Source organism: Paenibacillus durus ATCC 35681 (assembly GCF_000993825.1).
In the GTDB taxonomy this organism is placed as follows: Bacteria; Bacillota; Bacilli; order Paenibacillales; family Paenibacillaceae; genus Paenibacillus_AQ; species Paenibacillus_AQ durus_B.
Window position 1 is genome coordinate 2,839,326 of the sequence record NZ_CP011114.1, and the last position, 15,973, is coordinate 2,855,298.

The 15,973-nt window shown below is 54.6% G+C and carries 15 protein-coding genes; all 15 read right to left on the bottom strand.

The window, feature by feature from the left end; translation table 11 throughout:
* Window positions 1-127 precede the first annotated feature (127 nt).
* Window positions 128-1,630, bottom strand: coding sequence for an AAA family ATPase (locus VK70_RS12980; protein ID WP_046723357.1), 1,503 nt, complete (start codon window positions 1,628-1,630; stop codon window positions 128-130).
* A complete protein-coding gene (locus tag VK70_RS12985; protein ID WP_025695966.1) occupies window positions 1,623-2,156 on the bottom strand; it encodes a hypothetical protein in 534 nt (177 codons plus the stop codon). The genes VK70_RS12980 and VK70_RS12985 overlap by 8 nt, the downstream gene beginning before the upstream one ends.
* A gap of 251 nt (window positions 2,157-2,407) precedes the next feature.
* Window positions 2,408-2,926 (bottom strand): cell wall elongation regulator TseB-like domain-containing protein, encoded by a 519-nt coding sequence (locus VK70_RS12990; RefSeq protein ID WP_025695967.1) that lies wholly within the window; start codon window positions 2,924-2,926, stop codon window positions 2,408-2,410.
* A gap of 108 nt (window positions 2,927-3,034) precedes the next feature.
* Complete coding sequence (locus VK70_RS12995; protein WP_025695968.1) at window positions 3,035-4,333, bottom strand: amidohydrolase; 1,299 nt, start codon at window positions 4,331-4,333, stop codon at window positions 3,035-3,037.
* A gap of 4 nt (window positions 4,334-4,337) precedes the next feature.
* Window positions 4,338-4,973, bottom strand: coding sequence for a redox-sensing transcriptional repressor Rex (locus VK70_RS13000; RefSeq protein WP_036640914.1), 636 nt, complete (start codon window positions 4,971-4,973; stop codon window positions 4,338-4,340).
* 375 nt (window positions 4,974-5,348) lie between these two features.
* Window positions 5,349-8,204: an ATP-dependent DNA helicase DinG gene (gene dinG / locus VK70_RS13005; protein ID WP_025695969.1), complete on the bottom strand. Its 2,856-nt coding sequence runs from the start codon at window positions 8,202-8,204 to the stop codon at window positions 5,349-5,351.
* A gap of 119 nt (window positions 8,205-8,323) precedes the next feature.
* On the bottom strand, window positions 8,324-8,968 hold the full coding sequence (locus VK70_RS13010) for a tetratricopeptide repeat protein (protein ID WP_025695970.1): 645 nt from the start codon (window positions 8,966-8,968) through the stop codon (window positions 8,324-8,326).
* A 118-nt stretch (window positions 8,969-9,086) separates the two neighbouring features.
* Window positions 9,087-9,470, bottom strand: a complete 384-nt coding sequence (panD, locus tag VK70_RS13015) for an aspartate 1-decarboxylase (RefSeq protein ID WP_025695971.1) — start codon at window positions 9,468-9,470, stop codon at window positions 9,087-9,089.
* Entirely contained in the window at window positions 9,463-10,353 is an 891-nt protein-coding gene (panC, locus tag VK70_RS13020; RefSeq protein WP_025695972.1) for a pantoate--beta-alanine ligase, read from the bottom strand. The genes panD and panC overlap by 8 nt, the downstream gene beginning before the upstream one ends.
* Window positions 10,353-11,222 carry a 3-methyl-2-oxobutanoate hydroxymethyltransferase gene (gene panB, locus VK70_RS13025; RefSeq protein WP_025695973.1) on the bottom strand — a complete coding sequence of 290 codons (870 nt, stop codon included), beginning with the start codon at window positions 11,220-11,222 and terminating at the stop codon, window positions 10,353-10,355. The genes panC and panB overlap by 1 nt, the downstream gene beginning before the upstream one ends.
* Before the next feature lie 311 nt (window positions 11,223-11,533).
* Window positions 11,534-12,331 (bottom strand): biotin--[acetyl-CoA-carboxylase] ligase, encoded by a 798-nt coding sequence (locus VK70_RS13030; RefSeq protein ID WP_025695974.1) that lies wholly within the window; start codon window positions 12,329-12,331, stop codon window positions 11,534-11,536.
* The gene (locus tag VK70_RS13035) at window positions 12,321-13,601 is read right to left on the bottom strand and encodes a CCA tRNA nucleotidyltransferase (RefSeq protein ID WP_046723359.1); all 1,281 of its coding nucleotides are present in this window, start codon (window positions 13,599-13,601) and stop codon (window positions 12,321-12,323) included. The genes VK70_RS13030 and VK70_RS13035 overlap by 11 nt, the downstream gene beginning before the upstream one ends.
* Window positions 13,602-13,619: 18 nt before the next feature.
* Window positions 13,620-14,771 (bottom strand): N-acetyl-alpha-D-glucosaminyl L-malate synthase BshA, encoded by a 1,152-nt coding sequence (bshA, locus tag VK70_RS13040; protein ID WP_025697823.1) that lies wholly within the window; start codon window positions 14,769-14,771, stop codon window positions 13,620-13,622.
* A 76-nt stretch (window positions 14,772-14,847) separates the two neighbouring features.
* Window positions 14,848-15,543 (bottom strand): bacillithiol biosynthesis deacetylase BshB1, encoded by a 696-nt coding sequence (bshB1, locus tag VK70_RS13045; RefSeq protein ID WP_046723361.1) that lies wholly within the window; start codon window positions 15,541-15,543, stop codon window positions 14,848-14,850.
* Window positions 15,540-15,959 (bottom strand): methylglyoxal synthase, encoded by a 420-nt coding sequence (gene mgsA / locus VK70_RS13050; RefSeq protein ID WP_025697819.1) that lies wholly within the window; start codon window positions 15,957-15,959, stop codon window positions 15,540-15,542. The genes bshB1 and mgsA overlap by 4 nt, the downstream gene beginning before the upstream one ends.
* Window positions 15,960-15,973 lie beyond the last annotated feature (14 nt).

Consider the following 15,973-nt stretch of genomic DNA (forward strand, 5'->3'; position numbering starts at 1 on the left):
CCTCCATCCTTTCAGGTATCTCTACATTTTTGCAGGACCTATTTGTCTGTCGAAAAAACAGCATACTCCGACATTTATAATATCTTAGCATGCATTAAAAGTAAAAAAAAATAACCGGCATCAATAATTATGCCGGTAAAAGGACACTGTCACGAAATTGACAACGAAATTGTTCTCCGGAGAGCACTTCTTCCTTCATCAGGATATCCAGGGAATAATCAAAAAGATTTCGTTTATTTTCCAGATGCGAATGGGTTCGCTCCATCAGTTCGTCCAATATTTTACTATTCTCTTTCATTAATTCTTCCGTTGTGACCATTTCCAGCTTGGCGATTCCAAGGGAGGTCAGGCCGGATTTCATCATCATTTCCACAATACCGAGCGCCTGATCGAAATCGCCGCGGGAGCCTGTGCTCCGTCCGCCGTAATACATTTCTTCGGCTGCCGCTCCGCCGAGCGCAATCATAATCTGCTCCTCAAGATAGTCTTTCGTGTACAGATACTGCTCCTGCTGCGGGTTATGCCGCACATAGCCGAGCGCCTGACCGCGCGGAGTGAGTGTTACCTGACTGACGCTGCCCGGACGCAGAAGCTCGGCCATAATGGCATGGCCCAACTCATGGATCGCTACCCGCTTCTTCTCTTCCTGGTTCGTCTCTCGGTCCGTCTTCTCGCCCATCATGACCTTGTCGATCGCCATTGCTAAATGGCGATCCTCCACTTGGGTCAAACTATCGCGCATCATATAGATCGCGGCTTCGTTCATAACGCTTTCGAGCTGGGCTCCGGAGAAGCCGTAAGCTTCCTCCGCAACTTTTTCCAAATTGACATCGGGATGAAGCGGCTTGTTCTTGGCGTGCAGCTCTAGTATCGACTTGCGGCCCTTTTTGTCGGGCATGTCCACTTGAATATGACGGTCAAAGCGCCCGGGACGCAGCAGCGCCGGATCAAGCATCTCCTTACGGTTCGTAGCGGCGATCAGCAGAATGCGCGGAGTTTCCGAATTATAAATGCCGTCCATCTCGGTTAGCAGCTGGTTAAGCGTCTGATCATACTCCCGCTGCTGCCCGCCTTCCCGCTTGCCGCCGATGACGTCGATCTCGTCGATGAAAATAATGGCGCTCTCCCGATTCTCCTTAACGGCACGGGTGCGGGCATCCTTGAACAGATCGCGGATACGCCCTGCGCCGACGCCGACATACATTTCTACAAACTCACTGCCGGAAGCCGCCACGAATACCGAGTTCGTGTAATGGGCCGCAGCCTTCGCCATCAGCGTCTTGCCCGTCCCGGGAGGCCCGGTAAGAAGAATCCCTTTGAGCGGACGAATCCCGAACTTGCTGATTTCTTCATGCCGGATTAGAAAATCGAGCGCCTCGCGCAGCTCCTGCTTCGCGCTATCCTGGCCGCCGATTTCTTCAAACGTCAGCTTGGCCGGACCGTTCTTCTTACGTTTCTTCTCCGCACCAGCGTTTACGGCAATGCCGCCGCGCATATGGGTGATGACGAGCAGAGCGCCGACCATGGCAGCCGCAACGATAATAGGTACGATATTAATCCCCTGAAAAGCCAGAAAAATCAGCAGTACCGGCACAAATCCGATCAATACTTCTTTGCTCCATTTAGGCATTATTCCATACCCCCATCGTTTCAGGCTCGCGCGGCAAAATAATAAATTTGCTCTCTTTGCCGTCCGATAAACTCACATAGACATTCTTGTCGTCTATTTCTGTTGTAACGGTAACATTCTTATATTGGGCGGACAGCTGTTTCAGCGTCTCCGGAATAACCGTATATTTGCGGCTCTCCATTGCCTCAGCGACGGAGAACAGCGCTTTATCCCAATAATCGTCCAGCACCTGGCTCGAATGCTCCTCCATATCAAGCTTAACCGTCCGGTCTCCGATTATGGACTTGCCTTCGGTATTTATATATTGAACCAGTTCACGAAGCTTCGTGCCCGGCTGTAAATCAAGTTTCAAAGTTACTTCATTGCGGTTAATGGTAATATGGGATTGCTTCACACCCTCATAACTGCTGACCATCTTTTCAAGCGGTTCCTGAACGGCAAATTCACGGTACAAAAACCACCCGCCGAATAGAAGCGCAGCAGACAGGAGTGCAGTCAACAATACTGGCATTAGACGAAGTTTCAAACAACGTCCTCCTCTCTAATGATGTCAAACTTTATTGCTGTACAAGCAGCGCACCTAGCGTCATCCGGGACCGGCATGCATCTTGGCATGCCCCGATACAACTAGTAGTATATCATAGGTGTATATACTAGAACGAATCAAATGTGAATAATATTTAAAATTTTACTTTCTATTTTTTGCCTATCATCCTATAAAAATAAAGAACCAGCCATCCTGTTAAGGTTGTAGCTGGTTCTTCGTATTACGCCCCGTCAACGATTGGGCAGGCTGTAGCCGTCGCCGATCTGCTCGCCGTCCGAGAAGCGGTAGAACCGGTAATAATAGCGGTCCCCGTCTTGATAAAAAAGCTGCCAGGCGTACTCGCCGTTATAAGCGCCGGGAAGTAAACGCTTGATCTTGATCCCGGGAATCTGGGCTGCGATCATCTGCCGCATTTTTTCCTCGGAGACTCCCTGAGACAGCTCCTGCGCATGCACGGCGTTCTCTCCTTGGGCCGGCTTGCCGTCAGCAGTGAAACGCACCCAAACCATCATGCCTGCGCCGGTCTTATTTTTGCCGGTAATCACCCAATAAATGGAGTTCTCATCCCATACCGATTTCTCCGCTTTATCAATCTTAGTTAGGCCCGCCCCGCTAATCGCCGCGGCTTCGGCTGCGCTGCGCTCGCTCCATTGATCCTTCAGCACGTAGGCAAAAAATTGATATAATCCGAACAGAAGGAGCAGGGCCAGAAACACCCCGTAAAAGATCCATTTTCTCCTTTTTCTCAACGTGCAGCTCTCCTTCTAGGAAGAAACAATACCCCCGCCCAAAAAAACAAGGCTCTCGTTTCCTTTGTTCCAGTAGTCGTACAGGCTGTCAGCGGAAGCTCCATGAGTTTACCGATTCAGCAGTCCCTCGAAAGCTTCCTGCGCCTTGCGGCGGATCGCCTCTTCGTCCAATGTTAGACATTCCCCGTGCTTAATGATCTGTTTGCCGTCAACCCATACATGCTCTACGTCCTTGGCGCTCGCCGAGTAGACGGTATGGGATATCAGATCCGTATGCGGCAGCAGATGCGGCTGGTCAATATTGATGGCGATAAAATCGGCTTTCATTCCAGGCGTTAGCCTGCCCACTTGATTAAGGAATACAGATTTTGCGCCATACTCCGTAGCAATACGCAGGGCCTCGGCTGCGGGAACCGCCGTTGGATCGCCGGATACTCCTTTATGAATCAGCGCAGCCAGGCGCATTTCCTCGAACATATCCAGGTTGTTGTTGCTTGCCGCGCCATCCGTTCCGAGCGATACCGTAACACCGGCCTTCAGCAGCTCGGGAACGCGAGCCACGCCGCTTGCCAGCTTCAGATTGCTCCCCGGATTATGCGAGACACCAACCTGATTGCGTGCAAGAATTTCGATTTCCTCATCGTTCAGATGGACGGCGTGCGCCACTAATGACGGCCGGGTGAACACCCCGAGCTTCTCCAGATGGGCAACGGGCCGGAGGCCATAATCCGTTTCATTTTGTTCCACTTCCCGCCGCGTTTCCGACATATGCGTATGAATAGGCAGGTCGAGGTCATGCGCAGCCTGGACAAATTTCTCGATATAATCCGGAGGACAAGTGTACGGCGAATGAGGCGATATCATGGCGGTAATCCGCCCGTTTGCCGCGTTATGCCATTTTTTTGCAAAAGCAACCGCTTCCGCAAGCTTCTGATTCTGCACCTCGTCCGGGCACAGCCCGATAACGCCGCGCATCAGAACGGCGCGTATTCCGGATGCTTCCGCCACCTCAGCCACCCGGTCCATATGATCATACATATCGAGAAACGTCGTTGTTCCGCCCTTGAGCATTTCCAGAACCGAAAGTGCGGTTCCCCAGTAAACGTCGTCTCCGGTGAATTTCCCTTCCATTGGCCACATTTTTTCCTGAAGCCATACTTGAAGGGCCAGATCGTCTCCATAGCCGCGCAGCAGCGACATCGCCGCATGCCCATGCGTATTGACAAGCCCGGGCAGGAACAGCAGGCGGTTGCCTTCAAAGACAGGCACGTCTTCTTCAAGAACCGGCGGTTCTTCCCCTATGTACGTAATCAAATCGTTATCGATTACCATATATCCTTCAAGAACAGGCTTATCCGCGCCAGGCACGGCAAATTTGCCATTTCGGATCATCCATTTAGTACCCATGCTCTTATTCGTCCTTTCCTTCATGCAGATAGTAAGCCAGACTTTGCAGGTCGGTCGTAAAGTCCGCCGCATGCACGCGAATCTCAGGCGGTGTCTTCAGAATAACCGGAGCGAAATTCAGGATCGCTTCAATGCCGGCTCCGATAAGAATATCTGCTACTTTTTGCGCCTCCTGCTCGGGTACGGTAATAATGCCTATGCGAATACCCTGCTCGCGCACGGTACTTGCAAGTTCCTCCATAGATTGAACGGTCAGCGTATTGATCTTGGTCCCGATCTTCGGCGGGTAGGAATCAAAGACGGCCGTGATTTTCATTGTGTCTTTCAGATAAATATTGTAATTGGACAGCGCCTGACCCAGATTTCCGGCTCCTACCAGAACAACATTAATCTGCTGGTCCAGCTTCAGAATATGACGGATTTTTTCGATCAGGTAGGGTACATCATAGCCAATGCCCTTCCTGCCGAAGTCGCCAAAATAGGCCAAATCCTTGCGGATTTGCGCCGGATTTAAATCCAGTCGCTGTCCAAGTTCTTGAGAAGAAACAGTGGCGATTTCGCGATTTTGCAGGTCGTTCAAAAAACGCAGATACACTGGCAATCTGCGGACGACGGCCTCTGATATTTTGTCCGATTTCATGTGTTCTCCTCCTACATTTTAAATAGGACCCTCCCAAACCCTCCCTAAAAGGGAGGGCCCCAAGGGCTGCCGCCCTCTGGACACCCGCTAACGGCAAATTGGCGTCCGGCAAAAGTTGGGCGGGGACCTTGATCAAGTGGATGAAGGATCGCTTTTCGTCCCTGACGGGACACGCTTGACAATTGGCGGTATCTACTTACAGTATGACCCATGTGAAGATTAAAATCGGCAGATTGGCCTATGTTGTACAATGGCCGATCGAAGTGCTGAAAGGCAAAAGCGTGATTGGCCGATGTTAGACAATGGCCAATCGAAGTGCTGAAAGGCAAAAGCGTGATTAGCCGATGTTGTACAATGGCCAATCGAAGCTTCCTTTTAGGATGCGCCGTCTTGCTGTAGCCATTCGGCGATGCGGGGGACCATTTGTTCCGTCGACATATGCTCCATTTTAGGTCCTGGCAAGGAATACAGGAAATACTTTCCGTAATAAGATTCGATGACTCTGGTATCATATACAATAACAATGCCGCGATCCTGCGCGGTCCGTACAAGGCGGCCGAAGCCCTGCTTGAAACGGATAACGGCCTGAGGCACGGACAGCTTCATGAACGGATTCTTCTTCTGCGCCTGCAACAGCTCGGCTTTAGCCTCCGCGAGCGGATGGTTAGGCGGCTGAAAAGGCAGTCTGACGATTGCGAGACAGGTTAGCGCGTCACCGGGAATATCGACGCCTTCCCAGAAGCTGCTCGTTCCCAGCAGGACGGACGCGGAATTCTCCTGGAACCGGCGGAGCAGCTTGCTCCGGCTTCCTCCTTCAACGCCTTGGCCCAGCACGGCGATCTCCTCGGACGCGAGCGCCTCCTTAAGAGGATCATATACCTGCCGAAGCATCTTATATGACGTGAACAGCACAAGCATACGCCCGCGAGTCGTCACTGCGGCTTCAGCGAGGGAACGAACGAGCATATCGACAAACCGGGCGTCGCCGACGGTGCCCTTCACGCTTGGAAAATCCCGCGGAATGACCAGCAGCGCCTGATCCCGGTACTTAAAGGGAGAAGGAAGCTGCACGGTCGATAACTTTCCTTCCTCCTGGGCTTCGTTCAAACCAAGGTTGTCGATCATATACTGGAACGATTTATCGACGGACAAGGTTGCCGAGGTCAGAACGGCGCTTTTTTTCTTATCAAAGAATAGCTCCTTGAGCTGCGAGCTGACATCGACCGGCACGGCATACAGCTGCAGTGATTTGCTGCGGTAATTTCCATTTGCCTCCAGCCAATATACAACATTTTCGTCATTCATGCCCATAAAAAAACGCACCTGCTCGCGGATATCGGCCAAATCCTTGAACAGACCTCCGATATCGGTTACAAGGCTGTCGGCGGACGACTGACTTTCCTGGTCGCGCATTTCGGCAAGCATTTTGTCCCCTTTGCGGATAATATCGCTTAAAGACAAATTTAGTGTGCTCTCCAGTGAAGCAAGCTCTTCCCAGCCTTTCGGCTTCTTGGCAGGCAACAGGCGGTGAACCAGCTGCCCCGCTTCTCCCGCCGAGTCAGCCCGTTCCGGTATCAATGCGTACAGCTTATCGCTGAGCAGATCCCATGCCTCTTTTACGGTAAGAAGGTCGGGGTACAGACGGTCAATGATCCCGCTCCACTCAGCCGCCTGCTCGCTGCCCGAGCTTTGGAGAATCTGCCGGAGTGCAGGCAATTGGCCGGTGCGGCTGTCTTTGTACAAGCGGTTCAGCGTATGGGAGACGGTAAAATGCTTCATATGCATGCCCAGGTGCTTGCCGGCCACTTCCTCCAGTTGATGCGCCTCGTCGATCACAAGGTACTCGTAGGAAGGAAGCAGCTGATGGCCCGCTTTCATGTCGGCAAACAGCTTCGAGTGGTTCGTAATGACCACGTCGGCGTTGCCCGCCTCCTGCTTGGCGCGATGGTAATAGCATTTGCGGAACCACGGGCAAGACCTTCCCAGGCAGGAGTCCGTATCGCTCGCCACCGTTTCCCAGAAATCGCCGCCCCGGCCGCTTAAATTCAGCTCTTCGTCGTCGCCCGATTCGGTCTGGGTGAGCCATACAATCATTTGCGCCGAGGTTAGAGTATCCTCTCTCGGTGAAGCGTAATCCTTCTTATTTATTTTATGTTCAAACTTGCGCAGACACAAATAGTGTCCCCTTCCCTTAAAGACGGCAGCCTTAAACGGAAACGGAACGGCTTCGGTCAAGAGTGGTATATCGCGCTCGCGGAGCTGATCCTGAAGATTGATCGTATGGGTGCTGACCATTACCTTTTGCCCCGTACGGACGCTCTGGTAAATAGCCGGAAGCAAATAGCCGAGCGATTTACCGGTCCCTGTACCCGCCTCGATTAGCAGATGCCTCTCTTCTTCGAGAGCCTTGATCACTTCGCCGAACATAATTTCCTGAGCCTGACGGCTTTCGTACTGGGGCAGAATGCTCCGCAGCCGTTCGGTAACCTCGTTCAAGTAAGCCTCAAACGACATCTGCTCCAATGGATTGTCGCCGTCCTCGCGCGGTGGAGCCAGCTCCGTCCAATCCCCCACTGCTAACGCAAACTGGCGGTAGAACTGAAGATCACCTTCGGGCTGGAACGTTTCCAACTCGCGCTCGCTCAGCAGGCCCTCAAAAAACCAGCTCAGATCGCTGTCCTCACCGGCAAACAGCTCGGTCAGCCGCTGCACCGTAAGCAGAGGCAGGCTGTACAGCTCATCCAGACATCTCAGCAGTACGAGCGCTGTCGCCAGCGCGTCGCTGTCCGCCTGATGCGGACGTTCATGCTGAAGCCCAAAATGGGAGCTGACGTTTCCAAGCTGGTAGGAGGTGAGCGATGGAAAGCAGATTTTTAAAAAATCGATCGTATCGAGAATGCGGCCCTGAAACGGCAAATAACCGCACCGGTCCAGAGCGCTCTGAAGAAAATGAAAATCGAAAGCGACGTTATGACCGACAAGCACGACATCATCCAGGAGAGGCACCAGCTCCATCATCATCTCTTCCAGTTCGGGCGCATCCTGCACATCGCTGTCTGTAATGCCGGTTAAGCCGGTAATAAAAGGGGGGATCGGTCCTTCGGGCTTGACGTAGGAGCCGTACACACGCGAAATGGACCGGTCTTCTTCTATAATGGCAAGTCCGACCTGGATAATTTCACCTACGGACTGGGTTCCCGTCGTTTCAAAATCAAGCACCGCAAATTTCATGATGTATTCTAAACCCTTTCATTTGAGACTCTTAATCAGCATAACAGAAGTTGCGAAAAAAGGCGATGCACACCGCCGGAAAGCAGCAGCTGCATCGCACCAAATTTAACGCCTGATTATTATAATAGCGAAACCAGCTGAGAACCGAACTGAAGCTCGCCGCTGCCGCGCCTGCAGACCTCCAGATTGGCGTCCGGCTCAGGCAGCGCCGGATCGTACTTTAGCGCCAGCCCGAACAGCTCCTTCGCTTCGTCGAACCGACGGCCTGACGCGGCAATGCAGCCCACGGCATTATACAGATGCGCCTTCAGCTTGCGGCTCTTAACTAGGGGCAGCATATGTTCCAAGTGAACCCGCGCCGCGAGGACTTCGCCCTGATGAAGATGGGACATGGCCAGGTACAGGCGTGCCGCCAGATTGTCGGGATAATGGGAAATGACGGCGCTGAACTGCTCAATGCAATTCGGAAACATCAGCAGCTTGTAATACCCTTGACCGCGCGCAAAATTCTCCATCTCAACTCCAGAGGCTTCCCCGCTGAGCGGCGTCCCCGGTTCCGGCTCCTCAGTAAGCTCCATTTTCTGGCGAAACAGACTGAGTGCTTCCGCAAAGGCCAGCCATTCATCCAGCGCCTCGTCGCTAAGCTTGCGGAGCATACGGTATTTGCCTAAAAGCTCATGCCGCTTTACTCCCTGAGCCTCCGGCAGCTGTCTGGCGATATCGGAGAGCATTTCGTTCATTTCGGCAAACATCTGTTGAAACATAGGAGCCATCCCTCCTTGCGAAAATGAGATCAGTGCAGCTTGCCTGACTTCATTGTTCGCCCGGAGCCCACCTTTCATGCGTGGCAGTCATTGCAAGGTCCCGCGCCCGGCAGCCAAATCAAGCAATCGTCGCGTGAAGCTCCTTATTGTCAAGCTTAACGGGACGGTTGTTCTCGTCCACAAACACCACCGTGGGCTTATGCTCTTCAAGCTCTTCCCGGGACAGCATCGCATAGGAAATAATAATGACCGTATCGCCAGGCTGCACAAGCCGCGCCGCCGCGCCGTTCAGACAAATGACGCCGCTGCCGCGCGGACCCGGTATGACGTAGGTTTCCAGACGCGAACCGTTGTTATTATCCACAACCTGCACCTTCTCGTTCACCAGCAGGTCTGCGGCTTCCATCAGATCCTCGTCGATCGTGATGCTGCCGACATAATTCAGGTTGGCTTCGGTAACCGTCGCCCGGTGGATTTTCGATTTCATCATATGTCTATACAAGCGCTGCGACCTCCTTCGGCGTAAAGATAATATTGTCGATCAGGCGCGTACGGCCGAACCGGACGGCCAGCGCCATAATAATCTCCCCTTCGGCTCTATTAAGCGGGAGGTTTCCTTCAAGTGGTTCAAGCGCCGGAAATGTCAGGATTTCCGCGTAATCAATGTCGGCAAGCGGCGAGCTGGAAATGATTGATGTCAGCAGCTCCCGGACTTCATCGGTCGTAGCCGCGCGTCCTTCCTCCACGGCTTTACGGGCCTCCTGAAGCGAGCGGGACAGCACCAGCGCCTGACGGCGCTCTTCAGCCGATAAATAGACGTTGCGGGAGCTGAGCGCCAGCCCGTCTCTTTCACGCACGATGGGGCAAGGGATGATCTCCACATTCATGTTCAGGTCATCCACCATTTGCCGAAGCACCGCCACCTGCTGCGCGTCCTTCAGTCCGAAAAAAGCATATTCAGGCTGCACCATATTAAACAGCTTGGCGACCACGGTCGTCACTCCGTCAAAATGGCCCGGGCGCGAAGCCCCGCATAATCTTGTCGTCAGTGAGGACACCGCAATTTTAGTTCGGATGGGTCGAGGATACATAACCTCAACCGACGGAATAAACACAATATCCGCGCCCTCGCGTTCCGCAAGCTCCAAATCCCGCCGCTCGTCGCGCGGATAAGCTTCATAATCCTCATTCGGTCCGAATTGAATCGGATTGACAAAAATGCTCAGGACAACCGTACCGCACATTTCTCCTGCCCGCCGAAGCAGGCTTGCGTGTCCGTCATGCAAATAACCCATTGTCGGAACCAGCCCGACAGCCCCCTGTCCGGTATGGCGCATAAACGAGATGGCTTCCCGAAGCTGTTCTACCGTTCTAACGACTCTCATTATGATCTCGCTCCTTTTCCGGCCGCGCCGTACAATGATTCCAGCACACTCTCATCCGCGCCGAACGCATGGCCTGCTTCCGGAAAGGCGCGCTGTTTGACTTCCTGCACATATTGGCTGAGCGCGTCGCGGATCATACCGCCCACGTCGGCATATGTCTTCACAAAGCGCTTCTCCCTGTAAGGCGAAGCATACCGCAGCACATCGTGGAACACGAGCACCTGCCCGGCGCAATAGCGTCCCGCGCCGATTCCAATGGTCGGAATGGTAAGCTCCTTCGTGATCGCCTCAGCTACTTCCTCGGTTACCAGTTCCAGCACGATCCCAAAGGCGCCCGCCTTCTCCAGCGCCTTGGCTTCTTCCATGAGCCGCTGCGCATCCTGAGGATCTTTGCCCTGCACCCGGTATCCGCCGATGGTGTTTACCGACTGCGGCGTGAGCCCGATGTGGCCCATTACCGGCACTCCCGCAGAGACGATGGAAGACACGGTAGCGCATATTTCGAGCCCGCCCTCCATCTTAACCGCATGGGCATGTCCCTCCTGCATGAGCCTGCGCACATTCTTCAGAGTTTCGTCGATGCCGCCGTGATACGTCATAAACGGCATATCCGCCACAATGAACGTATGCTCCGCTCCCCTGGCAGCCGCCCGCGTATGATAGACTATATCGTCGATCGTTACAGGCAGTGTCGAATCGTAACCCAGAACAACGTTGCCAAGCGAATCGCCGACGAGGATCACGTCGACACCGGCTTCTTCAGCCAGACGGGCCGAAGGATAGTCATACGCCGTCAGCATGCTTAGCGGCTCGCCTTCCGCCTTCATTTTTTTCATTTTCACAATGTTCAGTGCTTGTTTGTTAGCCATTCCCTTTTCCCCTTTTGCGAGTCCCCGCGCTTACTTTAGCGCAAACAAAAAAACCTTTTAGCGATATCCGCTAAAAAGGTCCGAAGGGCAAAAAAGAGTCACTCGCGATCGTCCCTTCTGTCTCGGTCCTTGCGGCTCAGAGCAGAATCCAACGTAACCGTTCATTACAGTTATGAAGGTTAAACAAAAGCAGCTTGCTATGCTAAGAGTGCAGTTCTTTTCAGCAGATACCGCCTCTTGCGATCAGTATAACAAATCTGCCGGACAATTACACGATATAAATGTGACAAGGTCTGGTATTTTATTTGGTATCATATTAGCGTGATTTCGCCCGAACTTACACTCGTCACCGACCCATTGTCCTCCCGAAGCAGCAGTCCGCCGTCCTCGCCGAGTCCTACAGCCGTCCCTTCCAGCCAGCCCTGGGGCGTCCTCAGCCCAATCCTTCTGCCAAGGGTAACCGACTGCTCCTCCCACAATCTGGCGATCGGTTTCAGGCCTTGCTCTATGTATAGTCTATAATGGTATTCCAGCTCCCGCAGCACCTCTGCAGCCAATTGCTCGCGGTCAACAGGCATGCCGCCCTCAATCAGCAGCGATGTCGCAATATCGTGAAGCTCAACCGGATAGTCTTCCTCCGACAGATTGGCGCTGATGCCGATCCCGGCGATTGCATACTGCAGACCTCCCGGTCCGGCGTTCGATTCTATCAAAATGCCGCACAGCTTTCTGCCCCGGGCCAGAAGATCGTTCGGCCATTTGATGCCTGCTTCGATACCGGTATACTTACGGATGGCGGAGCAGACAGCTACGCCTGCAAGTAGTGTCAGTTGGGGCGTCGATTGCAGGGGTATCTCCGGGCGCAAAACAACGCTCATCCAGACGCCCTTGCCCTTCGGGGAATGCCATCTCCGGCCCCTTGTTCCCCGTCCGCCTGTCTGTTCCTCGGCCATGACGGCAGTCCCTTCCGGAGCGCCTTTCTCCGCAAGCAGCTTGGCCTCCTCCTGGGTAGATACGACGGAATCCAGGCGCCGCAACCTTCCGGCCCATTTCGTATCCCGAAGTAATTCCGCTCCGGCAGCGGCGGCCGTTAGTTTATCATTGCTCATGGCAATTCATCCTTTTCGCTTTGTTAATTAAGGCTGTCCTGTCATTAGGCACGACGCCGGACGCCGCTTCCAGCAGCAGAGCCTGAAGCAGCTCTCCCAGCCAAGGCCCCGGGCGGCGGTCCAGGGCGGACGCTAAATCGCCGCCTGTCACCGCCAGCCCGGCCAGCCCGCGCACGGGCATTTCGTCCAGCCACCGCCGGGCGGACGGTACAAGCCCGGCGCACGGGCCACCGCACGGCATGGCGGCCAGCAGCGCCAGCCACCCTTCGGCGGCTTCCGCGCCGAAGGCCAGCACGGCGGCGATGAACCGCCGCCGGAAGTCTGCGGGGCCGCCTCCTGGCCCCGCCTCCGCCGCCGCTGCGGTCCACGCCTCGCGGACCCGCAGCACCTGGGCGACGCCGCGCCGCGTCGCCCCCGGGAACGTCCATGCCCGCATCAAGCCGTCGGCCATATCGGCCGTCACCCCCAGGGCATGGAGCAGTAGCGCCCACCGCAGGCGGGCGCTCTCCAGTTCCCCGATGCCGGTAAGACCTGCGGCCGCGGCCGCCAGGTCTTCTCCGGTCCAGGGGAACGGGGCCTTGCCGCGCGCGAGCAGCCCGCTGCGCGCCAGCATCGCAAGGCCCGTCAGGGGCCGGGGGCCTTCCACGATGCGCGTCAGCTCCGCATAGACGCGCTCCACGGCGATATGCGCCAGGCCGTCCCGGCGGCGCAGCAAGCCGCGCCACGTGTTCTTCGCGATGCGAAAGGCCAGAGTGGACGCGAAGCGCACGCAGCGGAGCATGCGAAGCGCGTCCTCGTCAAAGCGGTCCTCCGCCTTGCCGACGCAGCGGATCAGCTGGCGGCGCAGGTCCTCCGCACCGCCGAACGGATCGATCAATCTTCCGTCAAGACCAAGACAGATCGCATTGATCGTAAAGTCCCGGCGGCGAAGATCCTCCTTGACATCCATGACAAAAGTAACCGTCTCCGGCCGCCGGTGATCAGCATAGCCGCTCTCGGTCCGGTAGGTTGTCACTTCAAACGGGAAATCGTCCTCCAGCACCGTAACCGTTCCATGCTGCAAGCCTGTAGGCACGCATCTTGGAAAGAGCGACATGACACTCTCTGGCCTCGCGGAGGTGGTGATATCCATATCGTGAACGGGCCGTCCGAGCAGCTCGTCCCGAATACAGCCGCCTACCCAATAGGCTTCATGCCCGGCATCGTTCAGACGAATAATGATTCGTCCGGCGGCTTCGGCCATCACGGGATCGGCCATTTTCCAATTCATAATGACTCGGCTCCATTCTTATCGGACCGCGTTCGTAACCTTGCGGTCCAGCACGCGGTAATAGATACTTTCGTATTGATCGGTAATGGCATCCTTACAGAAATCCTCTCTTGCACGCCCCAGGCAGGCCTTGCGGAACCTGCGCGCAAGTTCCTCGTCCGTCAATAGCTGGACAGCGTATTCCGCCATGGCTGCCGTATCGCCGATCGGGGCCAGAAATCCGGTCTCGCCATGCAGCACCAGTTCGGGTATTCCCCCCGCCTGCGAGCCGATCGTCGGCACGCCGCAGGCCATCGCTTCCAGGGCTACAAGCCCGAAGCTCTCTTTCTCCGAAGGAAGCAGCAGCACATCCGCAAGCGAAATCACCTGGGCGATTTCATCCTGCTTGCCGAGAAACCGCACCTTGTCCTCTATACCCATTTCAGCGACCTTGGCTTGGATCTTTGGAAGCTCCGGCCCCTCTCCGACAAGCAGAAGACGGGCAGGAATTTCCTTGGCGACTCTATCAAAAATATCCACCACATCCCCAACTCGCTTGACCGGCCTGAAATTGGAAATATGCATTAAAATTTTTTCATTTGGAGACGCATAATCTCCTCTCAGGTCGGAAACGTCTCTCGGGTAATAGACCCGCATGTCCACAAAATTGTAGGTCAGATCGATCTCGTTCGTAATATCAAGCGCTCGGCGAGTCTCATTGATAAGGTCCTGGGACACCGCCGTTACCGCGTCGCTTTCATTGATGCCAAGCCGGATTAGATCCTTCAGCGATTCGTCCTGGCCCAGCACCGTTATATCCGTCCCGTGAAGCGTCGTTACCACTTTGACCTGCCCGCCCACCATTTGCTTGGCCAAAAAGGCGCAGACGGCATGCGGAACCGCATAATGGACATGAAGCAGATCCAGCTTCTGCATCTTGGCTACCTGGGCCATTTTTGTCGCCAGGGCCAGATCATAGGGCGGATACCGGAACACGTAGTAGTCGTTAACTTCGACCTCGTGATAGAATATATTTTTCTGAAACGTCCCCAGACGGAACGGAATGCTGTGAGTAATAAAATGAACCTCATGGCCCTTTTCAGCCAGCAGCTTCCCAAGTTCCGTGGCTACCACACCGGAACCGCCGAGAGACGGATAACAGGTAATGCCTATTTTCAACAACCGGTCCATACGTCCGTCTCCTTTATTTATTTGCTGAATGATGCGCGCGCATCCGCTTGTAGCGGACGCCCGCAACAATTCCTTCTTATCCCTTGAACAAATCAATGGCATACGGAACTTTCGAAGCAAAGCCCTCGGCATAAGCAAATCCCCTGCGCTGCCCGACCAGCATATCTCTGGAACGGACCCGCTCGATATAGCCGTCATTCAGCGGTGTCGTTACAATATCTTCGCCCGGCATCTTCTGAAATTGGGAAATATAGCAGGACAAGGCGGATTCCTTAACTCCGTAATGATCCGTCACGTCAATAACAAGATCTGTACGCCCCAAATCGTTGATGAAGTAAAAATAAAGCTGCGGCGCCTTCACCGCCGGAAGCGACGGCATATACCGGCGAAGCTTTGCATTAAAAACCGCCTCCTCCACGAGCCTGCTACAGGCTACATGGTCGGGATGGCGGTCTTCCCAGTAGGGAGCGAACACGATATCCGGCGAGCAGCGGCGAATCTCCGCCGTTACCGCCGCAATTTGATCCTCCGTCAATCGCAGTCCCCGGTCGGGCAGCCCCAAATTGGAGCGCGCCGAAGCGCCGAGCACGCCTGCGGCCCGGGCGGCTTCCTGTTTGCGGCTCTCCGCCGTGCCGTTGGAGGACATTTCCGCTGCAGTTAGATCGCAGAGCCCCACCTTGAGACCGGCTGCCGTATGCTTGGCAATCGTTCCGGCCATGCCGATCTCCGCATCGTCGGCATGGGCTCCAAATATAAGAATATCGAGCTTCATTCTTCAATACCCGGCTTGTACTTCTGCACCAGGTCCCGCCAGGCGAAATCGCCGTGATTAATCGCCTTGACCAAAATTTCCGCAGTCGCGATATTAGTCGCCACCGGAATTCCGTATACGTCACATAACCGCAGCAGAGCCGATATATCCGGTTCATGCGGCTGCGCCATCAGCGGATCGCGCAGAAAAATAATCAGATCGAGCTCGTCCTGCGCCACAAGAGCGCCAATCTGCTGGTCGCCCCCGAGAGGCCCCGACATGAAGCGGTGAATGTTTAAGCTTGTTGCTTCCATAATGCGCAGACCGGTCGTACCGGTCGAGTACATTTCATGCCCCTCAAACACATGCTCATAAGCGGTTACAAAATTAACCATTTCATCTTTCTTGCGGTCATGCGCAATAAATGCAATCTTCATCGGTTTCTCCCCCG

Excerpts from the sequence above, each read along its gene's own strand:
- VK70_RS12980 (WP_046723357.1), bottom strand. The coding sequence starts at position 1,630 with ATGCCTAAATGGAGCAAAGAAGTATTGATCGGATTTGTGCCGGTACTG.
- VK70_RS12995 (WP_025695968.1), bottom strand. The coding sequence starts at position 4,333 with ATGGGTACTAAATGGATGATCCGAAATGGCAAATTTGCCGTGCCTGGC.
- VK70_RS13000 (WP_036640914.1), bottom strand. The coding sequence starts at position 4,973 with ATGAAATCGGACAAAATATCAGAGGCCGTCGTCCGCAGATTGCCAGTG.
- dinG (WP_025695969.1), bottom strand. The coding sequence starts at position 8,204 with ATGAAATTTGCGGTGCTTGATTTTGAAACGACGGGAACCCAGTCCGTA.
- VK70_RS13010 (WP_025695970.1), bottom strand. The coding sequence starts at position 8,968 with ATGTTTCAACAGATGTTTGCCGAAATGAACGAAATGCTCTCCGATATC.
- panC (WP_025695972.1), bottom strand. The coding sequence starts at position 10,353 with ATGAGAGTCGTTAGAACGGTAGAACAGCTTCGGGAAGCCATCTCGTTT.
- panB (WP_025695973.1), bottom strand. The coding sequence starts at position 11,222 with ATGGCTAACAAACAAGCACTGAACATTGTGAAAATGAAAAAAATGAAG.
- VK70_RS13030 (WP_025695974.1), bottom strand. The coding sequence starts at position 12,331 with ATGAGCAATGATAAACTAACGGCCGCCGCTGCCGGAGCGGAATTACTT.
- VK70_RS13035 (WP_046723359.1), bottom strand. The coding sequence starts at position 13,601 with ATGAATTGGAAAATGGCCGATCCCGTGATGGCCGAAGCCGCCGGACGA.
- bshA (WP_025697823.1), bottom strand. The coding sequence starts at position 14,771 with ATGGACCGGTTGTTGAAAATAGGCATTACCTGTTATCCGTCTCTCGGC.
- bshB1 (WP_046723361.1), bottom strand. The coding sequence starts at position 15,543 with ATGAAGCTCGATATTCTTATATTTGGAGCCCATGCCGACGATGCGGAG.
- mgsA (WP_025697819.1), bottom strand. The coding sequence starts at position 15,959 with ATGAAGATTGCATTTATTGCGCATGACCGCAAGAAAGATGAAATGGTT.